Source organism: Rhizobium sp. 25PS6, from assembly GCF_032464655.1.
Lineage (GTDB): Bacteria > Pseudomonadota > Alphaproteobacteria > Rhizobiales > Rhizobiaceae > Rhizobium > Rhizobium laguerreae.
Genome location: NZ_JAWDIV010000004.1, coordinates 18192 through 33791, shown reverse-complemented (window position 1 = coordinate 33791; position 15600 = coordinate 18192). Strand labels below are relative to the sequence as shown.

The following is a 15600-nucleotide window of genomic DNA, read 5'->3' as shown; positions in this document are numbered from 1 at the left end:
ATATGGTCGCATCGCATCTGTTGTCGCGCCGTTCTTGGATCAGGGGAACGGTGATCGCGCTGCCGCTGACGGCGCTGATCCTTTCCGGGTGCGGCACCGCGGCCAAGAACGATACTTATGATCTTTCCGCCGCCGTCGACGGCAGCGGACCCGCGGCCAAATCCCGCCAGATCCTGATCGCCAGCCCGACGGCGCTAAGGTCGCTCGACAGCGAGCAGATCGTGATCCGTGTTTCGCCGTCGGAAATCCAGTATCTCTCAAAGGCGCAGTGGGGCGACAAGCTGCCGCGCATAGTGCAGTCGAAGCTGGTGGAAGCCTTTGAGAACTCCGGCAAGCTCGGCGGCGTCGGCATGCCGGGGCAGGGGCTGGCGATCGACTATCAGGTCGTCACCGATATCCGCTCCTTCGAAATAGATGCTTCGAACGGCAATCAGGCGGTGGTCGAAATTTCCGCCAAGATCCTCAACGACCGCAACGGCTCGGTGCGCGCCCAGAAGGTGTTCCGCGCCATGGCGCCGGCCGGCGGTGACAATGAAGGTTTCGTCAAGGGCCTCGACCGCGCCTTCTCCGCGGTAGCCTCCGAGATCGTCAGCTGGACGCTACCCTTGATCTGACCGGCGTTTGCACGACGGCGCCTCGATCCGCGCCTTGCTTTGACGATCGACTGCACCGTCAAAGCCATCGGCTCGGAGAGCGCCGGCATTTCAGTCTCGAATACATCAGGCATTCCTTCGGAATTCATTCTGCCTATCAGAGGCGAAGGATTCGAAACGAATTGCAGGGTGATCGCGCAAGACCGGCAGCATCTGGAAGTGGCTTTCAGGTAACCTGTCGGCAGGTCTCCGCTCATCGATCTACTTCGTCGGTTGCGAATCCGTCATCGTCGCACCCGGCTGATTACCCGGTATGGTGGAAGCTGTGGCGTTTGATGACGGCGACAGGGTGCTGTCCAGCAGGCTTGCCATCTTATCGTCGCGTATGCTCGCGGTCTTTTCGCCCATGACGACGCCGACCACGCGGCGGCCATCCTTCAGGGCCGAGGTCACGACGTTGTAGCCCGATGCATCGGTGTAGCCTGTCTTGATGCCGTCGACGCCATCATAGCGATACATGAGGTTGTTGTGGCCGCGCAGCTTCATGCCGCGGAACTGGAAGCCGCGCATGGAGAAGAGCTTGAACTCCTCAGGGAAGTCCCGCATCAGCGAAACGCCGAGCGTCGCCATGTCCCGCGCCGTGGTGACCTGCTCCGGATCGGGAAGGCCCGACGGGTTCTTGAAGACCGTATCCTTCATACCGAGCTGGCGCGCCTTGTCGGTCATCGTCTTGGCGAAGGCCTGTTCGGTGCCACCGAGCTGTTCGGCAATCGCCACAGCCGCATCATTGGCGGAGAGCACGACGATTCCTTCGACCGCTTCGCGCAGCGTCACCTTGCGGCCGGCGCCGACAGCGAGCTTGAAAGGCTCCTTGCTCTCGGCATTTTCCGACATGGTGAGCTTCTGGTCCCAGTTGAGGCGTCCGTCATGCAGGGCCTCGAAGGCGAGGTAGAGCGTCATCATCTTGGTCAGCGACGCCGGATAGTTCAGATCGTCCTGATTGGAACCTTCGAGGACCTGGCCGGACTGGGCATCCACGACGAAGCTTGCCTGGCCTGCCTGAACCTGAGTGAAAGCGCCCATCAGGAAAAAGGAAGAGAGCGCGGTAGCGAGGAGCCGGGATGTCGTCTTGGTCATCAATGTTGCTGTCTCTGTCGTTTGGATGGCGGAGTGAGCCGTTCTGTTTGAATATGAGCGGATCAGAAAAGTTTGTGACGGAATGAAGGACAGCGGGCAATAAAAAAGGATCTTCCACAGCTCATTCCTTTTGTCTCACCCTCTTCGGTTTTGACAATGATGCGTACGGCACGTAGAAAATGCACCATGAGCATGAAGCGCGTGACCTTCTCCCGTCATATCAGCACCTGCCCGCAGGTCGCGATTGTGCGCGCTCTTGGCGGACGAGGTCTTCGCGTCCTGCTGTGACGTCAGGGCGCTAGGCGCCCGGCGCGCTGCTGGACGTAAAGCCCCTCACCACGTCAATCAAGGTTGCCAGGGAGACAGGCACCGTGCTCAATATTTATCATGTCAATTCGCTCGTCCATTGGGAGGAGCGCGAGATCCATTTGCGCGATCATATGATCGGCTTCTTCTCGCAAGAGGTCCGCAGCTTCCTCAGATCCGTCAATCCGGCCTGGGATGTCAGGAGGGTCGAGGCGCCGGCGCTGATGCCGCGGTCGCTGGTTTCAAGTGCCTATTCGAACGCCGATATCTGGATCCAGGAACAGCTCTCCACCAGCGATATCGCGCTGGTGCTGAGACCGGAGACCACGCCGTCGACCTACGTCTACATGCAGCATATTCTCGGCAATCACTCGAAGACACGGCTGCCGCTCTGCGTCTGGCAGGCCGGCAGATCCTATCGCCGCGAGCAGGAACAGCCGAGCAAACACATGCGGCTGAAGGAATTCTGGCAGCTCGAATTTCAATGCGCCTTCACGGCCGACAGCGGCAACGACTATCACGCCGCCTGCCTTGAGCCGGTCCGCCGGATGATCGCATCGCTGATCCATCTGCCGACGCGGATCGTACCCTCCGACCGGCTTCCGGCCTATTCCGAGGTGACTGTCGATATCGAGGTCGACAATGCCGACAAGTGGATGGAGGTCTGCTCGATCTCCCGACGCACGGACTTTCCGCAGCGCTACCAGTCGCAGCCCAAAAAGGGAGCGGCGGTCGACCATGACGTGCTGGTGCTTGAGATCGCCATCGGTCTCGATCGGTGCCTCTACAACTGGAACATAGCGGCCGATCGATGAGATATCGGAAGCCGGGGCTGCCAAGCAGTCCCGGTTCTCCTGCAGCCCGAAAATTTATGAAAAGGCTATCTCGGCGGCGGGACGGATTTCTACCGTCGCCTTGCCCGCATCGAAACCATCGAGTGTTTCGTTGTGATGGGCAATGATCTCGGAAAAGGTCAAGGTCGCCGTGTCACCGGTCGTGTGACCATCGGCAATCAACGTCACGTCATATCCCAGCGACACGGCACGCCTGACTGTCGTGTCGACGCAAAATTGCGACATGCATCCACCGATGACGAGGTGGGTGACCGATCGTTCGTCCAGGCGTTCGGCAAGGTCGGTCTCGAAGAAGGAGTCGGCGCTTTTCTTGCGCACAACGACCTCGGCCTGCCTCGGCGCGACCTCGTCGCGCAGCGCCCAACCTGGCGTGCCGACAGCCAATCGATGGCCGCTATCGCCGTCATGCTGAACGAGTACGATCGGCGCGCCCGCCTGCGGAGCTTTTTCCTGTAGTGTTGCCAGCCGCGCGATGGTCTCATCAAGTGCGGCATCAATATGAGGTTGTCGCTCCGGCGAGGCTTTGTCGCTAAGGATCGCATTCTGCACGTCGATGATCAGAAGGGCCTTGGTCATTTCTGGGAGGTTTCCGTAGCTGGACGGCGGATGGTTTCGTTTGGGAATACCTGTTTCGTTTCTCCGCAGAGAGGCCTAATCACACCCGCATTATAGAACGAAAGCCGCCTGACACGTGTTCAGGCGGCTTTCCAATCGCGGGTACCAGTCAGGATCAGCCGAGCCTGCCTGCGGCATGAGCGAGCATGGTGTAGACCTTGCCCGTATCCGAGGTAAGGTAGGACTGCGTTACCGTCCGGTTCGGGTCGGTGCGAGCGACGTCAGCGAGCAGCTTTTCGAAATCACCGATGTAGCGGTCGACGGCGGTGCGGAACTCCGGTTCGCGGTCATATTTGCGCTTGATCTCGTCGAAGGTCTGCTGGCCCTTCAGCGTGTAGAGGCGGCGGGTGAAGACGTCGCGCTCGCCGCGCTGATAGCGGCGCCAGAGATCGACCGAGGCGTCATGGTCGATGGCGCGGGCGATATCGACCGAGAGCGAGTTCAGTGATTCGACGACGTGGCGTGGATTACGGCTGTCATTGCTGCGCGCGGCCGGTGCGGCAGTTTCCGCCGGGCGGGCAGGAACACGGGCGGCCGCGGCCTCGTCGGCGGCGTCCTCACGCGATGCGCCACGCAGGAGATCGCTGATCCAGCCGCCGCTTTCCGGACGAGTCGGCTCTTGGCGATCTGTTCCCGGGCGACCTGTTTCCGGGCGGCCTGTTTCCTGGCGAGCGGGGGCAGGCGGCGGCGCGGCGCGCTGGGGGGCGGCGGCCGGCGCAGACGGTGCGATCGTTCCGCGCAGACCTGTCGCTTCGATCGGCGGGGGTGCTGCCGGCTGCGGCGGCTGGGCTGCGACCGGCTGGGCGGGACGCGGGGCCGGCTGCACCTGAGCGAGCGTGCGGGCGACGGGCTCGGAGATTTCAAGCTGCTGGCTGGAGCGGCCGACGAGCTGGGAGATATCCTGCAGCGCCTTGATCTGCTCGGCGACGGCCCGGCGCATGGCCGAGGCGCTTTCCTTGGCTTCCTCGGGAAGATCGAAGGCGCCGCGCTTCAGTTCGGCGCGGGTGGCGTCGAGTTCGCTGCGGATGTCGGCGGCGGAGCGGCGGATATCCTCTGTGGCTCCGGAGAAGCGGCCGACGGCATCATCGATCGCTTCGCGTAGCGCTTCGCGCAGGTGCTGGGCGGCGCCGTCGGAGGCGCGGCCGGCTTCGCCGAGCATGCGCTCGACTTCCGACAGCGAGGCCGTGAGACCGCCGCGAATGCGATTGGAGAGATCGCCGGAACGGCGCTCGACATTGGCAAAGGTGCCGTCGATCGTCGTATTGGCCTCGTCGCCGGCGCGGGCGATTGCCTCGCGCATCGTCTCTGCCGCTTCCTGGGCGCGCTTCTCGGTTTCGGTGAGAATGCGGCCAATATCGGCGAAGGAGGATTGCACGCCCTCGCGCAAATTGCCGGTAACCTGGCTGGAGCGTTGCTCTGCCCGTTCGAACACGGTCTCGATCATGCTCCCGAGGCCTTGCATGGTCTTTTCGATCTCCGCGGAGCGCGAGACGAGGCCGACCGAGAGCGTCTGCAGAGCGCTCTCGCGCTCCTCGAGCGTCGAGGCGAGGTTGGACTGGGCGGCGCCGAGAAGCTGCGAGGCCTGGGTCAGAACCTTGGAGTGTTCGTCGAAGCGGCCGATGATGCCGCCGACCTGTGCCAACGTCTGGCCCGAGATGTCGGAGAGGCGATCGACCTTGCCTTCGAGAAGCCTGGTCGAGGCGGAGACCATTTCGGCGGCCTTGGTGGCCGAGTCGGCAAAGCGCGTGGTGGTATCTCCGAGACGGCCGTCGACGCTGGCCAGCTGCTCAGCGGCGCGGTTCATCATCATCGCCATCGCCGCACTGCTTTCCGACATGCGCTCGACGAGGCCGTTGACATTGCCGACCAAGCTGTTCTCGATCGCGCTGACGGCATTGGCTACATTCTCGGTTCGGGCGGCAACGGCGCTGGCGAGCGCTTCGTTTTCGGCGCGCAGACGATCGGCGCTGAGGTTGGCCGCAGCGGTGATGCGGGCGGCGGCCTGCTCGCCGGCATCGGTGTACCGGTCGATGATCGGACGGGCCGTTTCGTCGAGGATGCGCGTCAATTCGACCGAACGGCCTGATAGCATCGAGTTAAGGTCGCGGGTACGCTCTTCGAGCGTGGAGCGGATCGAGTTGCCGCGCGCTTCGAGCGCCCGGTCGATGTCGGAGAACGTCGTATCGATCTCGCGGGCACGCTCCTCGAGATTGGTGCGAATGGCGCTGCTGCGAGCTTCGAGCGCGCGGTCGACGTCCGCCATGGTGGCCGTAATCTCGCTGCCGGCGCCCGACAGTGTCGAGCGGATGGCGTTACCGCGTGACTCCAGAGACTGGCCGGCATCCGACAGCACCTTGGAGATGGCATTGACTTGCGTGCCAACGATGGTCTCGGCCTCGGCGACCTTGTTGACGATGGCGTTGCCGGCTTCCGAGAAAGTCTGGGCGACGGCAGCGGCCTGGCTTGCCAGCCGGTTCTGAGCTTCGGCGACGCGAGTGACGATCTGCGACGAGCGCTCATCCATGGTGCGGGTGAATTCGTCGCTTTTCACATTGAGATCCTCGGCGAATTGCTGGCCGGTCTTGCCAAGCAGTTCGGTGGTTCTCGTCGCTTCGCCTTCCATTCCCTGGGCCGCGTCGGCAACTGCGCTGCGCAGCGTCGAGGCGAGACCAGCGGCCTTGCCTTCGATGGTGCGGTTGACGGCCTCGAGGCCGACGGTCAACGCACGGTCCATCGTAGAGAGGCGTTCCTCGATGCGTTCATTGCCGCGGTCGAGCGTTTCGGCGAGGCTCGCGGTGCGGCCATCGATGGCGCCGGTCAGGCTGGTGGTGCGGCTGTCCAGCGTCTCGGCCAGATTGGCGGTGCGGCTGTCGATCGCCTGAGTGAGGTTTGCGGCACTGCCTTCGAGCGTCGCCGAGATGCGCTGCGTGGCGTCGTTGCTGAGCGCGCCGAGACGAGAGACGCCGTCGGCAAGCACGCCGGACAGCTGGCCGCTGGCCGCTTCGACCTTTTCGGCAACGCCGCCGACGCCGTCGCGGATGCGGGTCTCGATCGCCGCAAGACCGGCTTCCACACGCGCTCCGGTTTCTTCAAAACGGCCCGTCAGGCTTTCTACCGACCGATCGAGATGGGTGGACAAATCCTGGGTGGAGCTCGAAATCGCACTTGCCGCCTCCTGGAAGCGGCCGGCGATCTGGCCGGCGCCTGCATGCATGCGATCTTCCAATGTCTGGGCGCCGGCATCGATCGCCTGGCGGATCGCGGCCTCACGGTGCTCCAGCGACAATTCGAGCATGCCGACACTCGTCGCCACCGAGGTGCCGATGCTGGTCGCCTGTTCGGCAAGCGTATCGCTGATCAGCGCATGGGCCTGGTTCAGCGATAGGTCGATGGCGTTGGCGCGGTCTTCGAGCGTCGTGCGGATGCGCTCATGGGCAGAGGCGAGTCCGCCCTCGATGCGCGCCGCGGCCTCGTCGGCGAGGCCTCCGAGCCGCGTATGTGCATCGGTCAGGCGGCCTTCGATGCGGCCGGTCAAGCCGCCGACGAGATCCTCGAAGCGGGCGCCGCCGGCATCGAGAACGCCCGAGAGGGCAGCGCTATGCTCGGAAAGCGCATTTTCGAGCCGCTGCTGATTGTCGGTATAGGCGGTGCGGATCGCATCGGTCTTGTCGGAGAAGGCACCGGCGACTCGTGCCTCGGCACCGGAGACGGCCTCCATGATGGCGTTGCTGCGGGCTTCGAGCACGCTGTCGAAGCGGCTCTGGTTATCATCGAGCGAAATGGCGAGCGCCATGGTCTTTTCGTCGAGCGTATCGGTGAGCCGATCGTGGGTTGCCGTCACGGCGCCGATGATCGCGGCGGTACGGTGGCCCAAGGCTTCCTCGAGGCGGGTCTGGCCTTCGCTCAGCGAGGCGGCGAGGGCGGCAGCCTTCTGGTCGAGTACACCGTTCAGGCCAACATGCGTGCCGGAAACCGCATTGGTGATCGCATCGGCGCCTGTTGTCAGCGTTTCCTCCAGACGGCTCTGGCTCTCGTTCAGCGAGATGGCAAGCGCCATCGCCCGATCGTCGAGTGTCTCGGACAAGCGGTCGTGGGTGGCGGAGACTGCATTCAGGAAGGATTCCGAGCGGCTCTCCAGCGTATCCTGCAGGCGGCTCTGGCCCTCGTTCAGGGAGGCGGCGATCGCCGTCGCCTTTTCGTCGAGCGTTTCCGAGAGACGGTCGTGCGTGCCGGACACAGCCTTGAGGAAGGCTTCGGAACGTGTTTCCAGCGTGTCTTCGATCCGCGACTGGCTCTCATTGAGCGAGATGGCGAGCGTCATCGCCTTCTCGTCCAGCGTCTCGGACAGACGGTCATGCGTGCCGGAGACCGCATTCAGCAGGGCCGCCGAGCGGGTTTCCAGCGTGTCTTCGATACGCGTCTGGGTTTCGTTGAGCGAGATGGCGAGTGCCATCGCCTTTTCGTCCAGCGTCTCGGAGAGGCGATCATGGGTGCCCGAGACGGCGTTCAGCAGGGCTGCGGAGCGGGTTTCGAGCGTATTCTCGATACGGGCATGGCCTTCGCTCAGCGAGGTGGCAAAAGCTGCCGCCTTGCCGTCCAGCGTCTCGGAGAGGCGATCATGGGTGCCGGAGACGGCGTTCAGCAGAGCGGCGGAACGGGTTTCAAGTGTCTCCTCGATACGGGCCTGGCTCTCGTTCAAGGACATGGCGAGCGCCATCGCCTTTTCGTCGAGCGTCTCGGAAAGACGGTCGCGCGTGCCGGATACAGTGTTCAGCAGTGCCTCGGCGCGCGTTCCAAGCGCGTCCTCGATGCGGGCATGGCGCTCGTCGAGCGAAGCCGTCAGGGCGGCCGCCTTCGTATCCAGCGTTTCCGACAGTCGCTCATGCGTGCCCGACACGGCGTTGAGGAAAGCGGTGGAGCGGGTCTCGAGCGTATCCTCGATGCGGCTCTGACTTTCGTTGAGCGAAATGGCGAGCGCCATCGCCTTTTCGTCGAGTGTTTCCGAAAGGCGGTCATGGGTGCCGGAGACGGCGTTCATCAGGGCAGCGGACCGAGTTTCGAGCGTGTCCTCGATGCGGGCCTGGCTTTCATTCAGGGAAATGGCAAGGGCCATCGCCTTTTCGTCAAGCGTCTCGGCAAGACGGTCATGGGTGCCGGAGACGGCATTGATGATGGCGTCGGAGCGGGTCGTCAGCGCTTCCTCGAAGCGGCCGTGATGGGTAGTCAGCGCCTCGACCAATGCGCCGCCGCGCTCTGCCATGACGCTGTCGATGCGGCCGTGGGCAGTGCCGAGCGCCTCGCTGATTTCGGCCGCACGGGCGGTAAGCACGCTGCTCAATTCCTCGGCGCGACCGCCGAAGGCAGTGGTCACCTGCTCGGTGCCAGCGGCGACGGCAGTCGTCAGATCGGTGGTGGTGGTGCGCAGCGTGTCGCGGAATTCGGCCGAGCGTGTCTGAAGGTTGTTCTGCAGCTCGGAGGTGCCGGTCGCAAGCGCCAGCGCGATTTCCGAGGTCGCGCTCTGCAGCGCAGAGGTCAGCTCGCCGGTGCGGCTGGTGAGCGCGCTGGTGATTTCGTCCGCGCGGCTGCCGAGCGTGCTTTCCAGCACTTCGTGGCCGGTGGCGAGCGCGGTGGCGAGCGCCAGCGACTGGTCTGATATCGACGAACCGAGCCGGTCGATGCCGGAGCTCAGAATGCCGTCGATCGAATCCGAGCCGCCGGTCAGCGTCTCGTTGATACGGGCGAGGCTCTCCATCAGCTTGGTGTCGAGCGAGCCGGTACGTTTGTCGAAGGCACTGGTGAATTCGGCGACGCGTTCGTCGAAGGCGGTCGACAGATGGGCGACGGTCGTCTGCAGCCGCTCCTCGAAGAAGCCGGAGCGCACGTCGAGATCCATGACGGCGTCGTCGGCGGTGGTCTGCAGGCTCTGGCGGAAGCTTGCGCCCTTTTCGTCGAGCGCGCTGTTCAGCTTCGACAGCACGTCGTCGAGCGTGCCGCCGATAGTGCGTTCGCCTGACGTCAGGCTCTCATTGATCTCGCGGGTGCGCGCGATCAGGATCTCGTTGAGCTGGTGCGTACGCTCGTTCAGCGCCGCATTCAGCTTTTCCGTGCTGCTGTCCATGGTCGAAGCGCGCGTCTCGAACTGGCTGAGCAGCCTTTCGCCATGATCGTTGAGATTGACGGAGAGGGCTTCAAGGCGGTTGTCGAATTCGGTGGCCAGCGCAAAACCCGATGCGTTCAGGGTCTGCAGCAGGGTATCGGTCTTGGCGGCGAGCAGGCTGCCCATCGACTGCAGGGCGCTGTCCGATTTTTCCAGGATCGTCGCGGCGCGCGTATCGATCAGCGAGGCGAAGGCTTCGCCCGATGTGGCAAGCCGCACCGCGATTTCTTCGGTCGCAAGGGACAGCTCTTCCTTCAACTGGTCGTGGACGCTGCCGATCGAGGTGCGGATACGGTCGGCATGGTTGACGATCGCCTCGCGCTCGGAGCCGAGTTCGTGGACGAGGCCGCGAACGCGCAACTCGTTGTCGGCATAAGAACGTTCAAGCGCATTGACTTCGGAATGGACGAGCGTTTCCAGTTCGGAGGCACGCGCGATGGTGCGCTCGATGCCTTCATTCATGGCCGAGACCTCACGGCGCACGGCCTGGCCGACGGTCATGATGCGCTCGGAGGCGATGGTTTCCGGCTCTGCCAGGCGCAACGCCACCTCTGCCATGGAGCGGGCGGCGTTGCGCATGTCCTGGGCGCGGGAGATCATGATGGCGAAGGCATAGAACATCATCACGGGAATGATGATGCCGACGAGGCCGGCGATGACGCCAGGCAGGGCGACTAGATCGGCGAGCGAACGGATCTGCCAGATCTGCGGAGCATAAAGCAGCGACATCAGGCCGAGGCCGGCCATGACCCAAAGCACGGAAAACAGGGTGGCGGTACGCACCGCCGAGCGGCTGGAGGCGCCGTCAAAGGATTTCAGGATAGAGGCGGGCGTATTGCGGCTGGCATCGTTGGCGGGCGCGAAAGCCGGACCCCTGGAAGCCTGCTCGCCAGCGGCACCGCGGCGGCTGCGGCGCTGCGCTTCTTCCTGGGCCTGCTGGTTACGCGCATTTACTGGATCAGACACATTAGCCTCCGGGGCCTGGGGCGCGTCGCCGCGGCGAGACGGTACGTTATCCTTGCTAAAGTCGATCTGGAGCGCCTCGTCCAATGCCTTGAACGCCTTGTCCTCAATTGACTCATTATATTTGTTGTTCGCCATTCGGTTATGCCTCGTTACTGTCAGCCAGTCCGACAGCGCATCCTGGGCTTCCGCCTCACCCGGGAACAACTTTGCCGTTCCAGCCCTCCATCCCAACGAAGGACGGATAAGCATGTCATTTCAGAGTAGATAGCCGCTTTTTCAAACGGAAGGTATCAAAACACTACCATTATCCACTCGCTCGGCAAAGGCGCGTACCATAAACCCGCTCCACCAGTATCGTAGTGACACATCTGGGCTCTTCACACAATTAATGAAGGCTTGAGATTCATGGCTCGTTAACTCGTTGTTAACACCTTTGAATCCTAGCTACGGCTTAAAAACCAATAATTTAGGGATATTTAACGGACGTTAACCATATGGCGAGATTTCCGCCCGGAATGTGCCGGAATTTAACGTGATGGCCACCCTCCTGTCGCAGAACTGTTGCAACTGCAGACGACAGAGACGGGAGAATTGGCAATGGCAGCCCAGATGGCAGCATTGAACATCGTATTCGAGGCGCCGGATAATGCAAAGGGACCGTGTCCCTCCAAGGTCCGGCCGATCGATCTGGTGCATCTCGCAAAGCAGACGATGGGCGACAAGACGCTGGAACTCGAAGTCCTTCAGATGTTTGCGCGCCAGGCCCGCGCATGCCTCCAGGACATTGCCAGCGGCGAAACCATCCGTATCGGCGCAGCCGCGCATCGGCTGAAGGGCGCGGCAAGCTCGGTCGGCGCGTTCCGCGTGTCGCAGACGGCGGAAGCCGTCGAGGAAAACGGCGGCGATGCCGGCGCGACGGCAGCGCTCGGCGCCGCCGTCATCGACGCCGAGAATTTCATCCTGAAGCTCTGCCGCGGCTGATCTCGAGGTTTTTATCTGACGCATGTCGTTGTCCCAAAACCGCTGCGTACTTTTGGGCGACGTGCATAGGATAGCGTTCGAACGAGGCCCGTTGTTTCATTGCGGGACCGCGGGTCTTTTTGCGACGTCCCTTATGACGCTTTGAAGACGGCGGGCGAAGGCCCGATCTGCGAGGCTGTGGCAAATTTCCCCAATATTGACTGATGCGTCGAATTGTCGGAAGAAAATCCGCCCACCCACTTGAAGACCGGAAATAGTCCTGATGCCCAAACTTACCATCGTCGCCTTCGACGGCACGCGCTTCGACCTCGACGTCGACCAAGGCTCCACCGTGATGGAGAATGCCGTGCGCAATTCGGTCCCCGGCATCGAGGCCGAATGCGGCGGCGCCTGCGCCTGCGCGACCTGTCATGTCTATGTCGACGAGGAGTGGACGGAGAAGGTCGGCCAGCCGGAAGCGATGGAAGAGGACATGCTCGACTTCGCCTTCGATGTGCGCCCGACCTCGCGGCTGTCCTGTCAGATCCGGATGAAGGCTGTCTATGACGGGCTGGTGGTGCATGTGCCGGAACGCCAGGCCTGACGCGTACTGCGTTTCAAACGTCGCCGAAAAAACTCGATACCAAAAAAGACGCCTCGCGCGCTAGAGCGAGCGAGGCGAGGCGGGCGCATTACCTACGGATGAGGGAGGAACATCCGCGGCTTCGGAACGCGCCAGGAGAACCCAGCGATGAAAGTGCAGATGCCGTACCTGAACTTTCGAATGTGTTCATATTAACGCGTTCCGGTTGAGTCTGCCAGGATGAAAAATGACCATTCAATCGCTGGGGAGGGTGCAAGTTTCGCACAAGTTTCGTTATGCAGCTAAGGTTTTCCGCTCGCAACCAGACTGAAAGAGCCTTATTTTGCGCCGGCTCGACCATTGATTCGATTGTTCAGCAACCTCAGCATCCGCTTCTGGAAATTGACCGCCTCGACCCGGTCGAATCGCGCCTGCTGCCGGTCGTGCTCCTCTATACCGCGAGCTGATTCGTTGGAGACGAGTTCCTGCATGGCTTCGCAGCTGCGCTGCTGCGGCAGCGCGCGGATGGCGCGCTCCATGGCGCGGGCCTGGTCGCGGGCGATCTCGGCATGGCGCTCCTCGTGGCGCTTGATATCGCTCGACAGCGCGTCCCAGATCATCGACAGCTCCTTGCTGGCGCCCTTGCGGCTGCTCCAGCGCGGCAGGATGATCTGGGTGTGGACCGTGACCTTGACGTTGCCGACGCGGCAGCGCCCGTTATTCTGAATATAGGTTGCCTCGCCGCCGAAGCGGATCTTCGTAGCGCCGGGATGGCGCGCCGAGGAACCACTCGCCGTCGGGCCGCGCCGGCTGAGTTCGCGGTCGAGCTCATCCGCGGTTTTGCCGCGAATGTCGAAATAGGAATAGCTTTTCGATGCGATCACTTCGGCTGCCGACGGGCTGCAGAGGGAAAGAGCAATGGAAAAGGCGATAGGAACGACCATATAACGCACTTCAAGCGGCATTCTGAACGCAACCCGTGTTGAAATCGGCAGGAGCTTGGGGCATAGCCACCCCAAGCGCAATATCAGATGGCGCTTTTTTCGTCATCAATGGGATAAGTCTGGTGACAGGGCTCGAAGGCAGCATATGGCGTGTCGGCCATGGCCGGGAGGTCGAACTCGGGCGTCGTTCGGTGATCATGGCGATCATCAACGTGACGCCGGACTCCTTTTCCGATGGCGGACGCTTTGAAACCGTCGATGCGGCGGTCGAACAGGCGTTGCGGGCGGTGAGCGAGGGTGCCGGCATTATCGATATCGGCGGCGAATCGACCCGGCCGAACGCAGCAATCGTCAGCCCTTCTGAGGAGCAGGCGCGCGTGCTGCCCGTCATCGAGGCGCTGCGCGGCCGCACCCAGGCGCTGATTTCCATCGACACCTATCGCGCCGAAACGGCGCGGCTTGCAATCAGTGCCGGCGCCCATATCGTCAACGACGTCTTCGGGCTGCAGAAGGAGCCCGATATCGCTGATATCGCCGCGGTGACCGGAGCCGGACTCTGTATCATGCACACCGGTCGCGACAGGGTAAAACTTGTCGATGTGATTGCCGATCAGGTGCATTTCCTCGAACGATCGCTTGATATCGCCGCTGCCTCAGGCGTCAACCGCGACCGCATCGTGCTCGATCCGGGCTTCGGCTTCGCCAAGGAGACGCCGGAGGAGAACCTGGAACTGATGGCGCGGTTTTCCGAACTTTCCCGCTTCGGCCTGCCGCTGCTCGCCGGCACGTCGCGCAAGCGCTTCCTCGGCGCCGTGACAGGGCGTGAGGCGCAGGACAGGGATGCGGCAACGGCTGCGACCAGCGCGCTGCTCAGACTTCAAGGAGCTGCGGTTTTCCGGGTGCACAATGTCGCAATCAACAGGGATGCGCTCGATATCGCCGATGCTATGCTTAATGCGCGCCAGGAATTCGAGAGGAAGCGGCCGACATGACCACCTACACGATCACGCTGCAGAACTGCGCCTTCTTCGCGCGCCACGGCGTGCATGACGAGGAGGAATTCCTCGGCCAGCGCTTCTTCGTCGATGCCGAGCTCGATGTCGTCGCGGGCGAGGCGCTGGAAAGCGATTCGATCGACGATACCGTCAACTACGGCATCGCCTTTACCGTGATCGAGCAGATCGTCACCGGCAAGCGGCGCTACCTGATCGAGGCCTTGGCGCTCGATATCGCCAAGGGGCTCTGCGAGACATTCCCGCAGATCCGGCGGGCGAAGATCACGGTGCGCAAGCCGAACGCGCCGGTGCCCGGCGTGCTCGATTTCGTGCAGGTGAGCGTTGAACACTTTGCCTGAGGCCGGGTTCCAATCAGCCACACTCGGTCTCGGCGGCAATATCGGCGACCCTGTGAAGGCGATGGCTGCGGCACTGCAGAAGCTGGACCGACGGGACGACTGCCGGGTTAGCGCGGTCTCGCGGCTCTATCGCACGCCGCCTTGGGGCAAGACCGACCAATCGTTCTTCTTCAACGCCTGCGCTGCCGTCGAGACCGGGCTGGAGCCCGAGGCTTTGCTCGATGTCTGCCTGTCGATCGAACGGGAGATGAAACGCGAGCGCATCGAACGCTGGGGTCCGCGCACGCTCGATATCGACGTGCTGACCTATGGCGACGTGATCCAGGACGCGCCGCGGCTGGAACTGCCGCATCCGCGCATGACCGATCGCGGTTTCGTGCTGATGCCGCTTGCCGATATCGCGCCGGATCTTCGGGTCAGGGGCAGGGCGGTCAGTGACTGGCTGTCGAATGCCGAGGTGACCGGCATCGAGATCGCCGACGACAGTCGCGACTGGTGGCTGAGCGCCTGAAGCAGGGAAACTGAAACGGAAAACGGCGGGAAACCAGCCGCTTCAGGAAAATCCGCTGTGCGATTTGTCTACTGGATGGAACCGACGGCCATCTCGTCGACCTGGCGGGTCAGCGTCAGGCCGATGACCGGGATCATCTGGCTTTCGACCTTGACCGAAACGGTGACGTTCATCGTCTTGTCGTCGCGCACGCGGGCAATCATCGCACCATTCAGCTTGGCGCGGTTGATGCCGACAACGACGGTATCCTCGCTGACGGCACCGGAAACAACGTCAAGGCCCTTGCCGGCGGCGCCGTCGAGGAATTTGCCCTTGTAGCTCGAGCCCGACTGAGAGATGACGGCGGTCATCGGCTGCTTGAAGACGCCGACGCGGCAGGTGCCGTCGAGCTTGATGCCGGCGCTGCTGTCGCCGGTGGGCTCGCCGATCAGGTTGCAGGTGAATTTCGTGCCCTTGTACTTGCCGGCGACGATTTCGCCGGGGCCCTTCCAGGAGCCGGCAACGGAATCGAAGAAGGCCTTGTCACGGGTTGCAGCGGTGGCTGCCGGTGCGACATCTGCGACGGGAGACAATGCCGCGGCGGCCAAGCCGCATACGATGAGAAACTTGCGCGAATACAT

At 62.7% G+C, this 15600-nt stretch carries 12 protein-coding genes and 1 pseudogene; 8 read left to right on the top strand and 5 right to left on the bottom strand.

Translation table 11 applies throughout. The features are described 5' to 3' along the window. Positions 1-2: 2 nt before the first annotated feature. A complete protein-coding gene (locus RWK44_RS06800) occupies positions 3-614 on the top strand; it encodes an ABC-type transport auxiliary lipoprotein family protein (protein WP_077978305.1) in 612 nt (203 codons plus the stop codon). A 42-nt stretch (positions 615-656) separates the two neighbouring features. Then, positions 657-827 (top strand): annotated as a pseudogene (locus RWK44_RS06795) (sensor domain-containing diguanylate cyclase); the annotation flags it as partial. Positions 828-854: 27 nt separating this feature from the next. Here RWK44_RS06795 and RWK44_RS06790 read toward each other — a convergent pair. Then, complete coding sequence (locus RWK44_RS06790; RefSeq protein WP_077978304.1) at positions 855-1730, bottom strand: D-alanyl-D-alanine carboxypeptidase family protein; 876 nt, start codon at positions 1728-1730, stop codon at positions 855-857. 371 nt (positions 1731-2101) lie between these two features. Between RWK44_RS06790 and RWK44_RS06785 the strand changes: the two genes are divergently transcribed. Next, positions 2102-2851: an aminoacyl--tRNA ligase-related protein gene (locus RWK44_RS06785; protein ID WP_221943592.1), complete on the top strand. Its 750-nt coding sequence runs from the start codon at positions 2102-2104 to the stop codon at positions 2849-2851. A 54-nt stretch (positions 2852-2905) separates the two neighbouring features. Here RWK44_RS06785 and RWK44_RS06780 read toward each other — a convergent pair whose 3' ends face one another. Further along, positions 2906-3466, bottom strand: a complete 561-nt coding sequence (locus tag RWK44_RS06780; protein ID WP_316028586.1) for a cysteine hydrolase family protein — start codon at positions 3464-3466, stop codon at positions 2906-2908. A gap of 154 nt (positions 3467-3620) precedes the next feature. Continuing rightward, on the bottom strand, positions 3621-10763 hold the full coding sequence (locus RWK44_RS06775) for a hypothetical protein (RefSeq protein WP_316028585.1): 7143 nt from the start codon (positions 10761-10763) through the stop codon (positions 3621-3623). Positions 10764-11225: 462 nt separating this feature from the next. On the opposite strand from RWK44_RS06775, the gene RWK44_RS06770 reads away from it, so the two are divergent. Both RWK44_RS06770 and RWK44_RS06765 read left to right on the top strand, forming a co-directional pair. Continuing rightward, positions 11226-11609, top strand: coding sequence for an Hpt domain-containing protein (locus tag RWK44_RS06770; protein ID WP_003540152.1), 384 nt, complete (start codon positions 11226-11228; stop codon positions 11607-11609). Positions 11610-11871: 262 nt separating this feature from the next. Beyond that, entirely contained in the window at positions 11872-12192 is a 321-nt protein-coding gene (locus RWK44_RS06765; protein WP_003540151.1) for a 2Fe-2S iron-sulfur cluster-binding protein, read from the top strand. Positions 12193-12509: 317 nt separating this feature from the next. Here RWK44_RS06765 and RWK44_RS06760 read toward each other — a convergent pair whose 3' ends face one another. After that, on the bottom strand, positions 12510-13136 hold the full coding sequence (locus RWK44_RS06760; RefSeq protein ID WP_077978300.1) for a DUF922 domain-containing Zn-dependent protease: 627 nt from the start codon (positions 13134-13136) through the stop codon (positions 12510-12512). Positions 13137-13237: 101 nt separating this feature from the next. Here RWK44_RS06760 and folP point away from each other — a divergent pair, with 101 nt between their 5' ends. The 3 genes from folP to folK are packed head-to-tail and all read left to right on the top strand — an operon-like array spanning position 13238 to position 14980. Next, complete coding sequence (folP, locus tag RWK44_RS06755) at positions 13238-14107, top strand: dihydropteroate synthase (RefSeq protein WP_316028584.1); 870 nt, start codon at positions 13238-13240, stop codon at positions 14105-14107. Then, on the top strand, positions 14104-14469 hold the full coding sequence (gene folB, locus RWK44_RS06750; protein ID WP_171602644.1) for a dihydroneopterin aldolase: 366 nt from the start codon (positions 14104-14106) through the stop codon (positions 14467-14469). Before folP ends, folB begins: the two co-directional genes overlap by 4 nt. Beyond that, the gene (gene folK, locus RWK44_RS06745) at positions 14462-14980 is read left to right on the top strand and encodes a 2-amino-4-hydroxy-6-hydroxymethyldihydropteridine diphosphokinase (RefSeq protein ID WP_316028667.1); all 519 of its coding nucleotides are present in this window, start codon (positions 14462-14464) and stop codon (positions 14978-14980) included. The genes folB and folK overlap by 8 nt, the downstream gene beginning before the upstream one ends. 68 nt (positions 14981-15048) lie before the next feature. On the opposite strand, the gene RWK44_RS06740 is transcribed toward folK, so the two are convergent. Further along, a complete protein-coding gene (locus RWK44_RS06740; RefSeq protein ID WP_003540146.1) occupies positions 15049-15600 on the bottom strand; it encodes a hypothetical protein in 552 nt (183 codons plus the stop codon).